Source organism: Sphingomonas sp. BL-S-28 (assembly GCF_055521515.1).
This window is the reverse complement of record NZ_CM145484.1, coordinates 1307276-1325076: the sequence shown is the minus strand read 5'-3', so window position 1 is coordinate 1325076 and position 17801 is coordinate 1307276. Positions and strand designations below refer to the sequence as shown.

The window sequence follows — 17801 nt, the reverse complement described above, 5'->3', positions numbered from 1 at the left end:
AAAGGAAGACGGGGGCGCGGGAATGCCGCGGCGTCAGCCGGCGATGCCGATCAGGGCAGAGCCGGTGTAGCCGGAGGTAACCGTGCCGGTGAGGCTGGGAGTCATCTGCGCGATCTGCGCGGATGTGTTGTCGCCGAACACATTGTCGGACGAGAGGGTGATCGCGTTGTAGTTCGCGATGCTGGCGGTGTAGCGGCTGTCGCCGGTGAACACCGCGGTGTTGGTGGCCGCCGGCATCGCCAGCTGCGAGATCAGGCTGGCGGTGCGGCCGGTGCTGGCGGACGTCAGCCCGTCCAGAAACACCTCGAAATGGATGTGCGGCCAGCGTCCCGAATAGCAGGCGGGGTAGATCGTCGTGAAGGTGACCTTGCCCTCGCTATCGGTAACCTGCACGCCGCGCAGGTAGCTTTCGGTGGTCACCCCGCTGGAATAGAGCGAGTAGCGGCCATAGGCATCGCAGTGCCACACATAGATGGCTGCCCCGGCAATTGCCGCGCAGCCATTGTTGACGTCCACCAGTTGCAGCGTGATTTCCAGCGGAACGCCGGTTGCCGTGGTGGTGGAACCGATGAAGCTGGCGGTGATGTCCGAACGCACCACGCCGCTGACGGTCAGCACGTTGGAGGTCGATCCGCTGGCGCTGTTGGTGCCGTCCGCCGGATAGGGCCCGTTGGTCTCGGTAGGATCGGCGATGCAGCTGGCGCTGGACGATCCGCCCGATGTCGAGCTGGTGGTCGACGATGTGCTGGACGATGTGCTGGACGATGTGGAGGAAGTCGTGCCGCCCGATGTCGTCGTGCTGCTGGAGGACGATGTGGTGGACCCGGTCGATCCGGTCGAGGAATCGTCGCCCCCGCAGGCCGCCACCGTCACGGCGGTTCCGGCACTGGCCAGGAAGGCCAGCGCGCGGCGGCGCCCCATCAACCGTTCGGCGATCACGCCCAGATCGTGGTTCAAACCGCGATCGTGGTCGTCGTCATCCCGGTGATGAAGGTCCATGGCAGTCTCCCTCGCACTCGCACCGCCCCGGCCGTTTGGCGGCGGGTACGGGAGTTCAGGGCTGCAGGACTGGAAGCCCGCGTTTGCAGCGGGATTTCAGATCGATTTCAGGGTTGTAGCCGATTGTTGCAGAACATCGCAGCCCCTCAGGCGACGACCGAGGGCACGAACAGATAGCCTTCGTTGCGCACGGTGCGGATGATATCGCCGCCCCCGTCTCCGTCCGACAGCTTGCGACGCAGGCGAGAGAGCTGGACGTCGATCGCGCGGTCGTAGAGTTCGCTGTCCTCCCCGCGCGACCAGTCGAGCAATTGGTCGCGTGTCAGTACCCGCCGCGGATGCTGGGCAAAGGCGCGCAGCAGGCGGAATTCGCCATCGGACAGGGAAATCAGCCGGTTTTGCGGATCGAACAGCAGGCGCAGGCCCAGATCCATGCGCCAGCCGGCGAAGCGCAGCACTTCGCCCGATTGTACGTCTCCGTCCGACAAGGGCTGTTCCACCGGCAGCGAAACCACCGTACCGCCCGCGACCGGCGCGGCAGCCACCGCCGCGCGGCGGCGCAGCACGGTGCGGATGCGGGCCAGCAGTTCGCGCGGGTTGCAAGGCTTGGCCAGATAGTCGTCGGCGCCCATTTCCAGCCCGACGATCCGATCGACATCGCTGCCCACCGCCGAAAGCATGATGACCGGCGGTGCATCGGGGCCAAGCTGGCGCAGCGCCGTCAGCCCGTCCTCGCGCGGCATCATCACGTCCAGCACGATCAGATCGAAGCGTTGCTGCGCCAACAAGGCGCGCATGGCGTCCGGATCGGCTGCCGTTTCGGTGGCATAACCGTGCTTGCCAAGGAATTCGCCGATCAGCGAACGAATACCCTCGTCGTCGTCGACGATGAGAATGCGGGTCTGCAGGTCCATCGCGGGATGTTCTAGGATCATTGACGCCCGATAGAAAGCCCGTGTTCCGCGCACATTTCAGCAAGGCGCCTCATTTCCGATTTATTGCAACATGGCCGCAAACTCCGCGAAATCGCCCCGCAAACTCGGACGCCGACCTAGCCGTTCATGAACAGTCGAGTTCGCCAGGTTCTGCCACGGGCGACAGGCGGCTTCGGTCCCATGGCATCCCCCGCCCGGATCGGAAGCCGATTCCCTGTACCCGTGGTGGCCGGCAACGCCGTCCGTTACGCTACCGCCAAGGCGCCGGACGGTGCCGGGGCCATCGGCGCCGCAGGTCACGTAGTCGCACCCGCCCTGCCCGCCGATGGTCCCGGATCATCAGATCCCGAAACGCCGGTCACACAGCGTTCAGCTTCGCACCGGCACCAATCTGCCTGTGCCGCCGGTCCGCCAGGCGGTCCGCGAAATGTCACACACGGCTGCTACCCGGCAGCGCAAGACGACTCCGCTTTCTTAGGGTACACTGCGTGCTCTGGACGAAAGCGACTCAGAGATTTCCTTCCAGCCCCGGATCAGGGGACACGGCTGCTGGACAGGACCCGGGGTGACCGTCTCCGCCGAACGGCTTCGTGCCGCGCGGTGGGGACGCGGAGCGGGTTCGGAAGAGCAGTGTCCCTCTCTTTCGAGCCCGCTCCGCAATATTCGGCCCATGCCCCGGACCGCATTTCGCGCGCTCGCTGTTTCCGCCGCACCGCGATGCCTCGAATTCGCCGCGGAATCGTGGCAAGGGCGCTGCCATGACGCCGCCCCGCCTTACCAACCGAATCGGCATGCCCCTGGCGATCCAGATGATCGCCATCCTAGTCTGCGCGCTGATCGGCGCGCAGCTGGTGACGTTGGCCCTGACCGTCGTCCTGCCACCCAGCCCGGCTGCGCGCTGGAACATGGACGAAGTCGCTGCCGCGCTCAGCGGCAGCGAAGGCGGAGACCGGAGCGAGCGGCTGGAACGCAAGACGATGATCGGCCCGCCCGACGTTACCGGACAAGGCTGGCTGGTCTCCGAATCCTCACGCGAGGCACTGGCCACCCGCCTTGGCCGTGCCCGCACGGACGTGGTGCTGGCCTTCTATACCCAGCTTCCTGTCGGCGGCGTTGCCGTGCCGAGCGGATCGCGCTCCCCACTGGCGCTGCGCGACAATCCGGCCGCGCCTTCCGCGCTTTCGACCATGCTGGTGGGCAAGGCCGATGCCCAGTCGATCCCCGGCGGCCCGCCCGCAGGTGGCATGCCCGGCCCGTCCGGAATGCCCGGCGGCCATTTCCCCGGCGGGCAATTCCCCGGCGGACGCCCCGGCGGCCAGATGCCGGGCGGACACATTCCCGGCGGCCGAATGCCCGGCGTCCATGTTCCCGGTGGCCAAGGCCCGGGCGGACACGCCGGCGGCCAGCCCGGCAATCCTGGTGCCGGCCGTCCCGGCGGTAACCAACCGGGCGCTCCGTCTGGCGGAACCGGCGGGTCCACTTCGCCGGGAACGGGCGCGGGAGCCGGAACAGGAACCGGCACCGGAACCGGAACCGGCGGCAATTGGGGCAGCGGCACTCCGGGCTCGCTTCCCGGCCAGGGCGTAGGCCAGGGCACCGGCCAGCCCGGCGGGATCGAGGGCATCCGCCCCGGCGGCAACGCCGGCTTCGGCGGCGCATTCGGACGCCCGGGCGGCCAGATTCCGCTGTTCCCGGCCATGAACGACCTCCCCCGCATCACTTTGCCGCCACAGGCGACGGCAACGCCGGTGGCCGCCCCCAGCCCCGCCGAAACGGCAACCGTCCCGCGCACCGTTTCGATGCCGACGCAAGCCCCCATCGCCATCGCGATCCCTACGCCCACGCCGCAAGTGACGCTCTCGCCCGCCGCACCGGCGGCCGCGACGGTGGCTCCGCTGCCGGCCGTGCCGGGCACGCCGCAGCCGATCCCGTTCCGCCATGCCACCGGCAACATCTTCGCGCTGACTTCCCCTCCGTTCATTGAGGGCGACTTTGTGGCGGCCCTGCGGCGGAGCGACGGCCAGTGGGTCGCAGTGGCCCCCCGCGCCGAACCGTTCCCCAATGCCTGGCAGAAGCGGGTGATGCTGTGGTTCGCCTTGAGCCTGGCGATCATCAGCCCCTTCGCCTGGCTGTTCGCGCGGCGTATCGTGGTTCCCTTGCGCGACTTCGCCCATGCGGCGGAGCAACTCGGCCGCGATCCTTCGGCCACAATCCTGCCGCTTTCCGGCCCGGCCGAGATCGGCCGCGCGGCCAATGCCTTCAACCAGATGCGCAACCGCCTGCGCGCCTTCGTGGACGACCGCACCGCCATGGTCGGCGCGATCAGCCATGACTTGCGCACGCCGCTGACGCGCCTGCGCTTCCGGATCGAGGATGTGCCCGACGAACAGCGCGACGGGCTGCTGAAGGAAGTGACCGAGATGGAAGCGATGATCAGTCAGGTCATCGGCTTCATCCGCGACGCCTCCACCCCCGGCCCGCGCGAACGGACGGACTTTGCCGAACTGATCGCCAGCAGCGTGGCCGATGCCCGTCTGGTCGGCGGTGACGTCACGATCGAACGCAACACGCATATCCCGGTGGACGTGGACCCGGTGGGCATTCGCCGCCTGCTCGACAACCTGTTGGAAAACGCCGTGAAGTACGGCGAATGCGCGAAGGTACGCGTCAGCCTGAACGAGGGCGAGGCGGTGGCCGAAATTGTCGACACCGGCCCCGGCATTCCCGAGGAGGAATACGATCGCGCCTTCGAACCGTTCTACCGCACCGATTCCGCGCGCAAGTCCGGCCAGCGCGGATCGGGGCTGGGCCTCGCGGTATGCCGCTCGATCGCGCGTGCGCATGGCGGCGATGTCAGCTTTGCCCATGCGGGCGACGGCTTCGTCGTGCGCCTTGCCGTCCCCGCCGCCTACGACCAGAGCCTCAAGGCCGTAGCCTGATGTTGCGGACCATGACGAAGCGCTCGCTTGTGGCGGGCCCCGTAGGCCTCTGCGCCCTGATTTGCGCCCCCCCCGCTCTGGCGCAGGAAACTGGGTACGAGACTGGCTACGAGACTGGGCAGGCATCCACGCAGGACACGACCACGGCACCGTCGGCAGCGGCTACGGCCGTTACAGCTACCGATGCTCCGTCGGTATCGTCGGCCGCCGACACCTCACCGAAGCTGTGGAGCCTGTCCGCCGCCGCCGGCATCAGCAATCGCGATGATGGGCCCAACGGATCGTGGCAGTCGCTGGCGCTGACCCGGCAGATCGGGCGCGGCTATCTGCGCGGATCGCTGATGCGCTATCACGGCACCCTGCTGCAGGCCGATACCGCCTTGCCGTCCGACTATCTGGTCGGCACGATCGGCGGCGGCGGCAATTTCGACAATTGGGTGGTGGATGGCTGGGCCAGCTATGGCTGGCAGGACTATGGCCGCATCAGCACCGACGCCGGCAAGCGCGCCAGCACCGGCGCCAAGGGCAGCCCCTACTATTCGCTGGGCGGCGATTTCGGCCGGGTTCTGCCGCTGGGCAGCCGCCTGTTCGCCACGCCCACGATGACGATGTCCTATGCCCACGGCCGGCTGCTTCACCCCGCGCCCGAGGAAGCCGGCGTCGTCGACCTGGAAACCAACGAGCCCACCTGGAACGCGGCCGCGACGATGCGCATCGATCATGCCTTCGGCCGCGAAGGCAAACAGTACGTCGGCCTTTCGATCGCCCGCGCCTGGACCAGTAATGCAGTGTCCGAAGTGCTGGTGCGCAGCCGGGAAGATGCGATCAAGGCGGAACTCACCGGCGTGATGCCCGCGCGGCATATCGACGATGGCTGGTGGGAAGTGGGCGCCACCGCCAACATGCGGATCACCGACAGTCTGGGCCTCGATATCTACGCCACGCGCAGCTTCGACGCGCTGGCCGGGAATACGACGTCCGCAGGCATATCACTGCGCCAGTCTTTTTAGAGCAAATTCCGATCCGACTGCGTCGGCTCGGCTGCTCTAAATTATTGGTTGGACGCGTTTTCCGAGTCATCAGGTGATTCCACCTGATTAGAAAACGCTCTAGACATGTCTGGAAATTCTTTGCGCGCGCACGCACGCCGCGCTCGCTGCGTTCCGCTGCGAAGATCCATCGCGACCAAAAGAGGACTACTTGCACATCGCAAGGAACGTTGCGGTGACATAAAATCGCTCACCAGGAAGCACAGGCCTTTCGGCAGCAAACCGGGACTGAAGCCTTAGCCGCCGCGAGGGGCGCGTTTTTGCGGATTTTTGGGGTCTTGCGACCCGATTATCGGCACCAAACCGCGGCAGAATGAGTTTTGGGGACCATCTTGCGTTGATCCCCCAACATTCTCAATCACTTGAGAAGCGATGACGCCCAGACGAAAACTCGAAAAAAATCACTATCTTAAGTATATTTATATAACACGTCGCCACACAGACAAATCATCATCATTATTGATGCCAAAAATGTTTTCCACATATAAGTTTAGAAGGAAATTTCCGAAATCCAGAACGTTATTTTCGACTACCCCATAATTACTAAAACTTCAAGATTGAGAGGCCTTCGATCATGCTCGAAATCTGATCCTCAGCATACAGCCGTGGATCAGCGCGGAGCACGGCGGACGATCCAGCAGCTCTCTCCAGCTGCGACCATCCAGCTTTGTCTATCCGAATGTGAGCTGATGGCGCCCACAGTCGCCCAGCTTCAGTGAAATCCGGGTGTCCAGAAAACGCTGGGCGATTTCCATTGCCGTCAACAGATGGCCGCTTGGCTTCACGGTCGTAAACGTTCCCCCGCCCGCAAGGGCAAACGGCAGGAGCAACTGATCGGCAAGGTATGGCCCTGCGAATGCGCCCGACGCGACGTAGCCTTTGAGCCGTCCCGCCGCCGTCTTTGCCAGACGCTCTGCGGGAACGCCGAGTTGTCCGAATCCGCTGGCGATTTCGGTCACCGCGTCCTTGCGCGCCTCGATCATCAGAATGATCCCAGGCCCCTGATCGGCCGGCAGTTCGCGCAGTGAAAAGGCTTCCTCCGACCAATCCGGAAAATCCTTGCGGAGCCGCGCCATCATTCGCAGGGCGATTTCGCCGGGCAGGCCCGCAAACACGACCTGAGCCGAAGCATCACCCAAAGCCCCGGATTCGAGGCATTCGATCGGGAGAAGCGGGGCGGGCGTGATGTCCACCTCTATACGACCGCCGCCGCGCGGGTAGAAACCATGCCGCACCAGCCGGGCCGCCACCTTGGGTCCCATTCGGTTGATGACCGGCAGGAAGGTTCGCTCGATGAAATCAAACGGCGGTGCGAGCATGTTGTGGGTGCCGCCTTCCAGCACCAGCCGCGAAGGCCGGTCGGCCATAACCAGAGGCATCAGCACGGTCTGGAGGACCAGACCGGTGCTGCCCGCCGTGCCCACCGAGAAATGGTATTCGCCCGGCTCGACCCGGCCCGGCCGGAACTCGATTTCTTGCGAGCCAACCTCAAGGCCCTGCACATCCGCATTGCCGATCCGCGCCGCCGCCTCAACGGCGGTTACGTGCTGGCGCATCAGGCCGGGCTTCGAGCGATTTCCGCGCACCTTGGTGATGCGGAAAGGCTTTCCGGTGACAAGCGAGAGCGCGCAGGAATTGCGCACGACCTGCCCGCCACCCTCGCCTTCAGATCCATCGATTTCGATCATGAGTTTACTAAGTCCAGAAAAATGTCTTCCGCCGTCCGGAATGCGTCAGACGGCATGGGTCGCTCAGGCAATTCGCCCCCGCGCCCCAGCTCGTCGCGGATCAGAGCGTCGAGTTCGGGATAGCGCCGGGCATTGCCCTGCTCGCGCGTTTCGCGCTTGGCGGCGACCAGACCCTCGATCATCGCCACAGTGGCGAATGAAAGATCGGTCACTGCCATGAGCTGCTGGAGATTCATCGGCGGCCGCCGCGACGGATCAAGCCGCAAGGCCCGAATCGCAAGCGCCGGGCGAAGCGCGTAAAAGTAGCGCTTCACGGGCACCGGCGCGTCGTCGGGCCAACGATCCACCGCATTGCGGCCAAGACTGGCATAGTGCCGGGCAACGCCGCGCGGGTCGAAAACCATGTCTGCCAAGTCCGCCACCCGCGTCATCGCCGGATGGTCCGCGCGATAGCGGATTGGCGATTGCAGCCACTCACTGCCAGTCGCGTTCGACTTCAGCATCAGACCAAGCAGCTTGCGCAGATCCCAGCCGTTGACGTCGATCTCGTCGACGATGGGCCGCTCGACCACGTCGCGCGGCGGCCGCAGCGCCAAATAGGCATCGCGGGCCCGCACATAGACAAAGCGCACATCGTAGTCGCTGTCGGGCGAGGGAAAGCCCCAGGCCCGCGAGCCCGATTCCACCGCCAGCAACAGGTGCGCACCGTCGTCCGTCTCGATTGCGGCAAGGCGCCGGTCGATTTCAGCCTTTACGGTCGGGTCGATTGGCCCGGTCACGGTATTCACTCCATTCGATTTAGGGTGCGTTGGTCTGCGTGAAGGGATCACCCCTTCACGCAGACCACCTGCTTCAAGGTATGGACGATCTCGACGAGGTCGGCCTGGGCCGCCATCACCGCCTCGATCGGCTTGTAGGCGCGCGGCGTCTCATCGATGACGCCCGCATCCTTGCGGCATTCGACACCGGCCGTGTCAGCCACATGCTCGGCCAGCGACACCTGCCGCTTGGCCTCGTTGCGGCTCATCACCCGGCCCGCCCCGTGCGAGCAGCTGTGGAAGCTCTCCGGGTTGCCGAGCCCGCGCACGATAAAGCTCTTCGCGCCCATCGAACCCGGGATGATCCCCAAGGTGCCATTGGCGGCCCGCACCGCACCCTTGCGGGTCACCAGCACGTTCTCCCCGAAGTGGTTCTCCCGCGTCACATAGTTGTGATGGCAGTTCACCGCTTCCAGTTCGGCATCGAAGGGCTTAGCGATCTTCAGGCGCAGCGCGGCGATGACCTGCGCCATCATCATGCGCCGGTTCAGCGCCGCGAAGTCCTGCGCCCACTCCACCGCCTCGACATAGTCGTCGAAGTGATCGGTTCCTTCCGGAAAGTAGGCAAGGTCCTCGTCCGGCAGGTTGATGTGCCATTTGCGCATGTCCTGCTTGGCCAGTTCGATGAAGAACGTGCCGATGGCGTTGCCGACTCCGCGCGAGCCCGAGTGCAGCATGATCCAGACCCGCGCCTCTTCGTCGAGGCAAAGCTCGATGAAGTGGTTGCCCGTACCCAGCGTGCCGAGATGCGTGAGGTTGTTGGTGTTCTTCAGACGCGGGTGCTTGTCGCACAGCCGCTCGAAGCGCACCGCGAGCGTCGCCCAGGCTTCGACAATGGCCGGCGGCGGCGCGCCCCACGAACCGTGGTCGCGCTTGCCGCGCCCAACGACGCGCCCGTGCGGCACTGCCTGTTCGATGGCCGAACGGATGCCGTCCAGACTATCCGGCAGGTCATGCGCCATCAGCGAAGTGCGCGCGGCCATCATGCCGCAGCCAATGTCAACGCCGACAGCCGCCGGGATCACCGCGCCCTTGGTCGGGATAACCGAGCCCACGGTGGCGCCAATGCCGACATGCACGTCGGGCATGGCCGCCACATGGCGGAAAATGAACGGCATCTTCGAGGCCGCAGCAAGCTGGTCCTTCGCCTTCTCGTCCACGGGCACGCCGCGGGTCCACATCTTGATGGGCACGCCGCCTTCGACCTGCCGGAATTCGAAACTGGTGTCGGTCATGGCCGATCTCCTTGAAAATACGTCATAGGTGCTGGCGACGAGGTTTGGCGAGACATCCCGGTGAAATCCTTTCGGCTTCATCCGGGGCGGAATCGAACCGCTCGGCCTTTCGGCCTTTACCGATGTAGTCCCGCCGGCATTCGCCAGCTTTGAATTGGGTCACGGCGACGAAGGATTGGAAAGTCGTTCCTGCTCTACCCACTGAGCTATCCGGCCCCGATGGTGGCCGAAGCGGGGCTCGAACCCGCGACCTGGCGATTAACAGTCGTGTAGACCTTCCGGCATTCGCCGTGAAAAAGTGGCTCGGCCGTGGCGACGAGAAATGGCGAGACGCGGTCCTTAAGCTACATGGCAAGGCGGGATTCGAACCCGCATCTCCCCCATCCATCCCATCGCGAGGATGGGAAGGATCAGGGCGCTTTACTCGTCGGACCTATGTATGGTGCCAATGTAGTCCCACCGGCATTCGCCACGGCCTGAAGTGATGCATTCCGGCGACGAGGTATGGCAAAGACCGCTCTACCAGCTGAGCTACCGTTCGTTTCCGAGCGGGCAGGAGTCGAACCTGCGACACGTGTAGTCCTTGCCTCATTCGCCGAGGATGCAATCGTCTTCGTTCTTCAAACCTCCGTTTCGTTCACGATTTCGACCCAGTCGCGCGTCTGCCCGGAGGCAAAACGCGCCATTGCGTCGAACACTGCATCGGTGAAGCCGCCGACATTCAGAATGTCCGCCCGGCTTTTTGCCTGCGTGGAGCCTTGAGGTGCGATGTCGACACAGATCAGCTTCGCGCCCGGGTTGCGGGCCTTCAGCCGGTTCCACTCATCCATCGTCGCCGTGGCGCCGTGCCGTGAGGGATCGACCCAGGACTCGTTGTCCGAAACGATCACCACGGTGTCGACCTTCGCCCGCTCACGATTGAGCAGAGCCAGCGGTGCCGAGACATTGGTGCCGCCTCCGCAAACCCCGGCCAACTTCGCGGCGTTCACCGCCACTCGGGCCTTGGGATCGAGCTTCAACGAAACCACGTTGAACTCGAAAGGCAGTACGCGGGCCTGACGGTTGCCCCTCAGCATCGCCGCCGCGACCAGAGCCGCAACATCGATGCACCGCACTTTCGAACTCGCGCCCTTGCGATAGCCGGTTACCGGCGTTGACATCGAGCCCGAGACGTCCGGACAGACCACGACATTGCCGGCAAGGACCGGAACCTTCGCAAGCGAGGATTCCAGCGCCTTTTCCAGCGCCGCCTGCACGTCCAGCTGCACGCCATCCCCCACTTGCCCCATGGCGACCATGAGTTGGTAAGGCATGACCCGCGCACGGGAGAGCGCCTCGGTATCGCCGAGCCGCCTTGCCACCGCCTCGCTCACCCCCGGCACCGTGAAGGCGCCGTTGCGGGCAAGCGTGTTGAGGTTCATGCGCAGCGCCTGCCAGCCCATCCGTCCGGCCAATTCGCCCCACTGCTCCGCAGAGAGCACGTGCGCGGTCAGCCATTCGAACGGCACCGGGGGCAGCGGCAGCGAGGTATCCCGCTTCCACGCCTCGAACGCGGCGATTTCGGCCGGCAGCGCGGCGGTGTCATAGGGCTTGCCGATCAGCCAGCCGTAGAACGCGCGCCGTTCTGCCGACGCCGGCGCCGGGTGAACCATCTTGACGATATCCGCCAGAGAGGGGTCGTTGCCGGTTGCCGCCGCCATCAGGCGCTGCATCGATGCTGCCTCCAGCCACTCGCGCACGAGCCGCTTGGGACGCGAACCCAGCGAACGCCGCCCGACCTGCCCGGAGCGCATGATCTGCACAAAAGTGCGCAGCATGCGGCCGTTGTCGATCACGCGCCCGAAAACGCGGGGCGCAAGATCGGGATCGGCCGTGGTCAGGTAGGCCGTCAGCAAAGCCGGCATATCCTTCATCGCGCCGGACTTGCGGGCATAGACCGCAGCCTTCGCCACAAACTCGGGCGAAATGTCCGCAGCGGCAGCCAGCACATCGGCAAGCTGCGCTTCGGCGCCGGAGTAGAACCCGTCGGACAGCGAACCGGTGGCGGCCAGCTGAGCGAGCTTCGCTTCGGGACCATAGGCATAAGCCACGCCGCCTGCATGGTTCACCACATCGGCGCGCGGCAGAAACCGCGAAGCGGTGCCAGCAAAGAGGCGCTTGAGAGCCATGGTTGCAATTCCTTGTTCCGGGAGTGGAGGCAGCCGGCCCATTCCGGCCGCCCCGCTTTCCCGCTTCATCGTGCCGGAGTGTTCGACCGCTCCGACGGAACAGTAATTGCAGGCACCGTGCCAAATTCGATTTTGCGCCGAAGAAAAATTTGAAAATCCCGGAAATCTGCCAAATTTCCAGAGTCCGTCGCCGCTCCTGCCTGATATTGCCAAAAGATGGCGACCTAGATTTGTATCTATTTATATAAACTGATATCCAATCATATATGCGATCAACTACCGTCATCGGTTTCCTCGGCTCCACGCTTGATGCGTCCAAGTTCGGCCCCTCGCGCTGGATGAAGTGGCGCCCCTCGGTGGCGCTGGCCATGCATGAAGACTTGCGCGTCGACCGCTTCGTGATGATGCACGGCACGGGGCACAGCCGCCTTGCCGACTATGTCAGCGAGGACATCGCCTCCGTCTCGCCCGAAACCACAGTCGAGCGCCATGTCGTCGATTTTCAGGACCCCTGGGATTTCGAGGAAGTCTACGGGAAGCTGCTGGATTTCACCCGCACCCTGAAGATCGACCCCGAAGCGGAAGACCTGCTGGTCCACATCACCACCGGCACCCACGTCGCGCAGATCTGCCTGTTCCTGCTGACAGAGGCGCATTACCTGCCCGGTCGCCTACTTCAGACGCAGCCCAGCCGCCGCGAAGGCGCCACCGCGCCCGGCACCTGGAGCGTGATCGACCTCGACCTGTCGCGCTACGATTCCATCGCCACCCGGTTCGCCGAAGACAGCCGGGAAAGCGCGTCATTCCTGAAGTCGGGGATCGAAACCCGCAACGCTGCCTTCAACGCGATGATCGAGGAGATCGAACAGGTCGCCTCGCGCACCCGCGCGCCAATCCTGTTGATGGGCCCCACCGGCGCAGGCAAGAGCCAACTCGCCCGCCGCATCCACGATCTCAAGAAAGTGAAGCGGCAAGTCTCCGGCCCGTTCGTAGAGGTCAACTGCGCCACCTTGCGCGGCGACAGCGCCATGTCAGCCCTGTTCGGACACAAAAAGGGCGCCTTCACCGGCGCTGCAGCCGACCGCGCCGGCCTGCTACGCAGCGCCGATGGCGGGATGCTGTTCCTCGATGAGATCGGCGAACTCGGGCTGGACGAACAGGCGATGATCCTGCGCGCGATCGAGGACAAACGCTTCCTGCCCGTAGGTGCCGACAGCGAGGTGTCCAGCGACTTCCAGCTTATCGCCGGCACCAACCGCGATCTGGCACGCTGCGTGACCGACGGTACCTTTCGCGAAGACCTCTTCGCGCGCCTCAACCTCTGGACATTCTCGCTGCCCGGCCTCGCCGACCGACGCGAGGATATCGCCCCCAATCTGGACTACGAACTGGATCGCCACGCCGAACGCGAAGGCGAACGAATTTCGTTCAACAAGGAAGCGCGCGGCCGCTATCTGACCTTTGCGATGTCCCGAGAGGCACAATGGAACGGCAACTTCCGCGACCTCGCCGCGAGCGTCACGCGCATGGCAACCTTCGCGCCGAAGGGCCGCATCGATCTGGCGACGGTCGACAACGAAATCACCAGACTTGGACGCCTCTGGTCAAGCAACACCGCCAACAGGGAGGATGGACTGGTAACAGTCCTCGACGCGGAAAGACTGGACGAGATCGACCCCTTTGACCGCGTTCAGCTAGCTTACGTCGTGGAGACATGCCGCGAGAGCACGTCCTTGTCCGAAGCGGGACGACGCCTTTTCTCTGCCTCGCGCGCGCGCCGCAGCAGCACCAATGATGCCGACCGGCTCAAGAAGTATCTAGCTCGCTTCGGGCTGGATTTCGCTACGCTGTAATGGACGATATTTGCGCACGCCGCATTCATCCTCGGAGCACGATAGACGATCAAACGCCCAATGGCGCAACTTGACCGTTAAGCAAGTGTCCAGTTCTGAAGCGCGAGGCTGGGATAGCCGCAACTCCCACGGCGGCGGCCGCGAGCAACTCTCGCCTTTCCGGCGAAGACCTCAAGGTCAACCAGACGGTGCGGCGCAAAGGCGGGTATCGAGGCATGAGCCTCGGCATCTGCCTCGTCTCAAACCGCATCCGTGGGATCATTCTCGGGCGAGAGATCCTGCCTTTTCGAGTTGGTTGAGAGAACGCCTGCGCCGGAGGTGTGTATCAGGATCGGCGTCGTCCCCGTGCTGCTGGCGCGCTAAGACAAGCCGCGAACGATAGCAGCTGCGCTTGGTTGATGATCGCAGTTCGCATTGTTCAGCACGACGTGCGCCGCTGCGGCTTCCCGGGAGATCAGTTCGGTGTCGTCGAGACTGCCCAGCACCGGATTAATCCCCAGAGCGCACATAGCATCTGCATCTGCCGAGCGGCGAACAAGCACGGTGATGTCGAACCGGGCAAGGTAGCCACGTTCCAACATCAGATGGATGATGGATCCGGCGATGTACCCGGTGCCGCCGGTGACGAAAATCTTGACCTTGTCGGATTGGCCAGTTGTCATTGCCAACTCTCCGCTTGAGCGGCGTAGGACGCCGCCTACCAATGTCAAATGGTCGCGCCCCGGTTCGGGAAGCGTAGGACGAAGATTGGGTTCAGCCGATCAACTGAAAACGGCAGGTCATACCTGCATCACGATCGGCAAGCGCCGCCTGATAGGCTGGCGAATTGTACCAAGCGAGCGCTTGCTCGCGGCCAGGAAAGCTGATGATCGTGCCGTTCTTTAATCCTGGCTCCCCCGCCAGCTGATGCCACGCGCCGCTGGCAATGAATTCGCCGCCAAATTCTTTGATGACCGGGCCGGCCTGCTTGGAGTAGCGATCCTTTGCGTCCGGATCCTTCACTTCCATTTCGACATTGACATAGGCTGCCATGATGATTTCTCCGCCACTACCGAAAGCAGGGGCGTCATTTCTAACAACTTTCGGTTTCGGTAGGGGAGTTTACATGTCGCCAAGTCGATGATGAAGGCATCGAATTCAAATCACACTGTTATTCGGTCGGGTAACAATACCCTCGCGATTATCGCTCAAAGCGGACGGAGCCATTCACTCCGCTGGGCGGCAACCAACGCCACCATCCACTCAATGAACACCGTGACCTGTGGGGCTAGGTATTGCCGATTCGGATACATGATCCACATCGACCACTCGACGTCACCGAGCCCGGTCAACACGGGAACCAGCTCGCCGCGTGCCAGATGGTCTGCGATGAACATGTGAGGAACCTGGACTAGTCCCATTCCGGCAAGGGCACAGCCGACGAGGGTCTGGGTGTCGTTGGCCATGATCGCACTGCCTATCTCAATCGAGCCGCCGTTGACGCCGTCGGGCAGAGACCACGGAATTGGGCGGTGACTTCGGCCTGAGAAATAGTTGACCGGCTGATGTTCGCGGAGGGCCTCGATACTTGTCGGCTCCCCGTGCTGCGCAAGGTAGGTCGGTGATCCGCAGATCACCATTGTCATTTGGGCGATCTTGCGGGCGATCATGCTGCTGACCGGAAGGACGCCGATCCGAAGGACGCAGTCGACGGCATCGGCGACAAGATCGACCGGCTGATCGCTTACGCCCAACATGATGTCGACGTCTGGGTAGGCCTCGCGGAACGCGGGCAGTGCAGGAATGAGCAGCGGTTTGGCCAGGGCGACCGGGATGTCGATGCGCAGCCGCCCCCTCGGGCTTTCACCTGATCCTCCAAAGAGGTTCCGGGTATCGGCGACATCTTTCAATACCGCAGTGGCATGGGCGTAGAGCAGTTCGCCTTCGCCGGTTAGGCTGGATCGCCTTGTCGTCCGATGGAGCAGTCGTGCTCCGACGTCCTTTTCCAGACTATTAATGGCATTGGTGACCGCAGGTCGCGCCATCCTCAGCGTATCGGCCGCACGGGCAAAATTGCCCGTCTCGACCACGGCGACGAAGACCTGAAGTTGCCGGATGAAATCCATAGCTGAAGATTATTATCGTAATGGATAACAATAAAGTCAGTTTTGATAGCCTTATGGAGCGAGGTCAGCGTGTCTATCTTAGCCTGTGCAGCGAAGAAACGGCCGCCGTACGACGCTAGAAAGGACATTTTTCATGACCCGTGTTGTCCGCTTCCACGAATATGGCGATGCCGACGTACTGCGCATCGACGAAATTGACGTGCCGGCCCCCGCCACTAACGAGGTCCAGATTGCTGTGCGCGCGATTGGCCTCAACCGCGCCGAAGTGATGTTCCGCAACGGCGCTTACCTCCACGAAGCCCACTTCCCTTCGCAGCTGGGCTACGAAGCCGCGGGCCTCGTCCAATCGATGGGCGGGGACGTGACAGGGTTTGCCGAAGGCGACGAAGTGAGCGTGATTCCGACGCTCGATATGGCGCGCTGGTCGACCTACGGCGAAGTAATCAACATCCCCGCACGCTATGTAGTGAAGCACCCTGCGAACCTCTCTTTCGAGCAGGCCGCTGCGTCGTGGATGCAGTATGTCACCGCCTGGGGTGCGCTGATCGAGCGGGCCAAGCTTGGTGCCGACGATTTCGTGATCATCTCGGCGGCATCGAGCAGCGTCGGTATCGCCTCGTTCCAGGTCGCCCGCAGCGTGGGCGCCACCGTGATCGCGACCAGCAGGACACAGGCCAAGGCGCAGGCGCTGCTCGACGCTGGCGCGCATTATGTGATCGCCACCGAAGAGGAAAATGTCACGGAGCGTGTGCACGAGATCACCGGCGGCAAGGGCGCCCGAGTAGTCTTCGATCCCATCGGCGGGCCGGCAATTGCGATGTTCGCCGAATGCATGGCGGTTGGCGGAATTCTGCTTGAATACGGCGCTCTCAGCCCGGTTGAAGGACCGTTCCCGCAGTTTGCCGTCCTCGGCAAGAGTCTGACGCTCAAGGCTATCTCTACACTGAGATCGTCTCCAACGATGAGATCCTCGATCGTGCAAAGGCCTTCATCAGTGCAGGGCTGGAGTCGGGCGCGCTCGATCCCCTGATCTCGAAGATCTTCACCTTCAGATTCAGGACGCGACGCGCTTACTTGAATCCAACCAGCAGGTCGGCAAGGTCGTTGTGGCAGTCTGATGAATTGAACCTGAGCGCTTCGGCGCTCAGGGTCGACCTTCGGTTGAAATGCAGGTCGGTAAACGTCTCAAGTCCGCCATTCAAAAAAATCAAAGCCATTCCCGATTGCGGACATTCGCATGCTAGATAAAAGCGAGGAATGACTGAGCATTCCCCTTCCACTTTTGGTCGTTTTGTCGAAAGAATCGCGAACAGGATCGCTGCCGTCGGGGCGATTTGTATTTCTGTGGCGTTAGTCTCAGTGCCGTTGGGATTGGCGCACAGCATGCCGCTCTACATAGCTGCGGGAGCGATGTTTCTGATCGCTCAGCTTTTCATCATGCGCTGGATGTTCGGCAAAGGGATGAGATCGACCAAGGATTTAGGGTTCGGGTCGAACAGACAGGCCTTAAAATATGGGCTGTTCATGAAAGGGTTGGATTGGCGCCTTTCTGCGGTCGCAGCTTACGGGCTCGTCTCATCTATCGTGCTCGGCTTTTTTGGTATGGGACAATTCGTGTCAGGCGCTATGCTTCTTTCATTTGCGACTTTTGGGGCAGTAACTCAGGCGATGCGCCTCAACCGCTTTTGGCCTGCTGACACCAAAAGCTGACCGTCTCAAATCCACCCAAAGTCGTCGTCCCCGCGCAGGCGGGGACCCCGTTTTTTCTTTCAAGCGTGAAGTCGTGGCTCCAGGTAGCGGGGCCCCGCCTTCGCGGGGGCGACGAGACATGGGAGAGACGTTGGACTGGCAATTTCCTACCCAAAGTGACCTCCCAGCCCGCTCAAACCGAGCTTGTCGAAGCCCACGAGACATGACGCAAGGCGCCCCATCCTTCGACAGGCTCAGGATGAGCGGGGCCGGTGGGGCAGAGTCCGCCTCGCTGAAATTTTTGGCTCTCTCAACCGGTATCA

General features: G+C 63.2%; 14 protein-coding genes. 5 read left to right on the top strand and 9 right to left on the bottom strand.

All coding sequences use genetic code 11. The features are described 5' to 3' along the window. Nucleotides 1-33: 33 nt before the first annotated feature. Together ACZ1JC_RS15050 and ACZ1JC_RS15045 are read right to left on the bottom strand one after the other, a co-directional pair. A complete protein-coding gene (locus ACZ1JC_RS15050) occupies nt 34-999 on the bottom strand; it encodes a dioxygenase family protein (protein ID WP_465136087.1) in 966 nt (321 codons plus the stop codon). A 146-nt stretch (nt 1000-1145) separates the two neighbouring features. Next, the gene (locus ACZ1JC_RS15045) at nt 1146-1934 is read right to left on the bottom strand and encodes a response regulator (RefSeq protein WP_465136088.1); all 789 of its coding nucleotides are present in this window, start codon (nt 1932-1934) and stop codon (nt 1146-1148) included. Nucleotides 1935-2692: 758 nt separating this feature from the next. Here ACZ1JC_RS15045 and ACZ1JC_RS15040 point away from each other — a divergent pair. Together ACZ1JC_RS15040 and ACZ1JC_RS15035 are read left to right on the top strand one after the other, a co-directional pair. Next, entirely contained in the window at nt 2693-4873 is a 2181-nt protein-coding gene (locus tag ACZ1JC_RS15040) for an ATP-binding protein (protein WP_465136089.1), read from the top strand. Between the two features lie 11 nt (nt 4874-4884). After that, the gene (locus ACZ1JC_RS15035; protein WP_465136090.1) at nt 4885-5883 is read left to right on the top strand and encodes an autotransporter domain-containing protein; all 999 of its coding nucleotides are present in this window, start codon (nt 4885-4887) and stop codon (nt 5881-5883) included. 710 nt (nt 5884-6593) lie between these two features. Here ACZ1JC_RS15035 and rtcA read toward each other — a convergent pair. The 4 genes from rtcA to ACZ1JC_RS15015 form a co-directional block, all read right to left on the bottom strand. After that, nucleotides 6594-7610, bottom strand: a complete 1017-nt coding sequence (gene rtcA / locus ACZ1JC_RS15030; RefSeq protein WP_465136091.1) for an RNA 3'-terminal phosphate cyclase — start codon at nt 7608-7610, stop codon at nt 6594-6596. Beyond that, entirely contained in the window at nt 7607-8389 is a 783-nt protein-coding gene (locus ACZ1JC_RS15025; RefSeq protein WP_465136092.1) for a nucleotidyltransferase domain-containing protein, read from the bottom strand. Before ACZ1JC_RS15025 ends, rtcA begins: the two co-directional genes overlap by 4 nt. A gap of 47 nt (nt 8390-8436) precedes the next feature. Beyond that, nucleotides 8437-9663 (bottom strand): RtcB family protein, encoded by a 1227-nt coding sequence (locus tag ACZ1JC_RS15020; protein ID WP_465136093.1) that lies wholly within the window; start codon nt 9661-9663, stop codon nt 8437-8439. Nucleotides 9664-10283: 620 nt separating this feature from the next. After that, nucleotides 10284-11831, bottom strand: coding sequence for a vWA domain-containing protein (locus ACZ1JC_RS15015; protein WP_465136094.1), 1548 nt, complete (start codon nt 11829-11831; stop codon nt 10284-10286). 266 nt (nt 11832-12097) lie between these two features. Here ACZ1JC_RS15015 and rtcR point away from each other — a divergent pair, with 266 nt between their 5' ends. Continuing rightward, complete coding sequence (gene rtcR / locus ACZ1JC_RS15010) at nt 12098-13684, top strand: RNA repair transcriptional activator RtcR (RefSeq protein WP_465136095.1); 1587 nt, start codon at nt 12098-12100, stop codon at nt 13682-13684. Nucleotides 13685-14043: 359 nt separating this feature from the next. Here the strand turns inward: rtcR and ACZ1JC_RS15005 are convergent, their stop codons facing one another. The 3 genes from ACZ1JC_RS15005 to ACZ1JC_RS14995 form a co-directional block, all read right to left on the bottom strand. Then, nucleotides 14044-14346 (bottom strand): NmrA family NAD(P)-binding protein, encoded by a 303-nt coding sequence (locus ACZ1JC_RS15005; RefSeq protein ID WP_465136096.1) that lies wholly within the window; start codon nt 14344-14346, stop codon nt 14044-14046. 91 nt (nt 14347-14437) lie between these two features. Then, the gene (locus tag ACZ1JC_RS15000; protein ID WP_465136097.1) at nt 14438-14716 is read right to left on the bottom strand and encodes a DUF1330 domain-containing protein; all 279 of its coding nucleotides are present in this window, start codon (nt 14714-14716) and stop codon (nt 14438-14440) included. A 155-nt stretch (nt 14717-14871) separates the two neighbouring features. Continuing rightward, nucleotides 14872-15789, bottom strand: coding sequence for a LysR family transcriptional regulator (locus ACZ1JC_RS14995; RefSeq protein ID WP_465136098.1), 918 nt, complete (start codon nt 15787-15789; stop codon nt 14872-14874). Nucleotides 15790-15922: 133 nt separating this feature from the next. Here ACZ1JC_RS14995 and ACZ1JC_RS14990 point away from each other — a divergent pair, with 133 nt between their 5' ends. Beyond that, nucleotides 15923-16819 (top strand): zinc-dependent alcohol dehydrogenase family protein, encoded by an 897-nt coding sequence (locus tag ACZ1JC_RS14990; RefSeq protein ID WP_465136099.1) that lies wholly within the window; start codon nt 15923-15925, stop codon nt 16817-16819. 227 nt (nt 16820-17046) lie between these two features. Beyond that, the gene (locus ACZ1JC_RS14985; RefSeq protein ID WP_465136100.1) at nt 17047-17499 is read left to right on the top strand and encodes a hypothetical protein; all 453 of its coding nucleotides are present in this window, start codon (nt 17047-17049) and stop codon (nt 17497-17499) included. The last annotated feature ends 302 nt before the right edge of the window (nt 17500-17801 follow it).

Coding starts and splice junctions, on each gene's coding strand:
- ACZ1JC_RS15040 (WP_465136089.1), top strand. CDS start 2,693: ATGACGCCGCCCCGCCTTACCAACCGAATCGGCATGCCCCTGGCGATC.
- rtcR (WP_465136095.1), top strand. CDS start 12,098: ATGCGATCAACTACCGTCATCGGTTTCCTCGGCTCCACGCTTGATGCG.
- ACZ1JC_RS15050 (WP_465136087.1), bottom strand. CDS start 999: ATGGACCTTCATCACCGGGATGACGACGACCACGATCGCGGTTTGAAC.
- ACZ1JC_RS15020 (WP_465136093.1), bottom strand. CDS start 9,663: ATGACCGACACCAGTTTCGAATTCCGGCAGGTCGAAGGCGGCGTGCCC.
- ACZ1JC_RS14985 (WP_465136100.1), top strand. CDS start 17,047: ATGACTGAGCATTCCCCTTCCACTTTTGGTCGTTTTGTCGAAAGAATC.
- ACZ1JC_RS14995 (WP_465136098.1), bottom strand. CDS start 15,789: ATGGATTTCATCCGGCAACTTCAGGTCTTCGTCGCCGTGGTCGAGACG.
- ACZ1JC_RS15000 (WP_465136097.1), bottom strand. CDS start 14,716: ATGGCAGCCTATGTCAATGTCGAAATGGAAGTGAAGGATCCGGACGCA.
- ACZ1JC_RS15005 (WP_465136096.1), bottom strand. CDS start 14,346: ATGACAACTGGCCAATCCGACAAGGTCAAGATTTTCGTCACCGGCGGC.
- rtcA (WP_465136091.1), bottom strand. CDS start 7,610: ATGATCGAAATCGATGGATCTGAAGGCGAGGGTGGCGGGCAGGTCGTG.
- ACZ1JC_RS15015 (WP_465136094.1), bottom strand. CDS start 11,831: ATGGCTCTCAAGCGCCTCTTTGCTGGCACCGCTTCGCGGTTTCTGCCG.
- ACZ1JC_RS14990 (WP_465136099.1), top strand. CDS start 15,923: ATGACCCGTGTTGTCCGCTTCCACGAATATGGCGATGCCGACGTACTG.
- ACZ1JC_RS15045 (WP_465136088.1), bottom strand. CDS start 1,934: ATGATCCTAGAACATCCCGCGATGGACCTGCAGACCCGCATTCTCATC.
- ACZ1JC_RS15035 (WP_465136090.1), top strand. CDS start 4,885: ATGACGAAGCGCTCGCTTGTGGCGGGCCCCGTAGGCCTCTGCGCCCTG.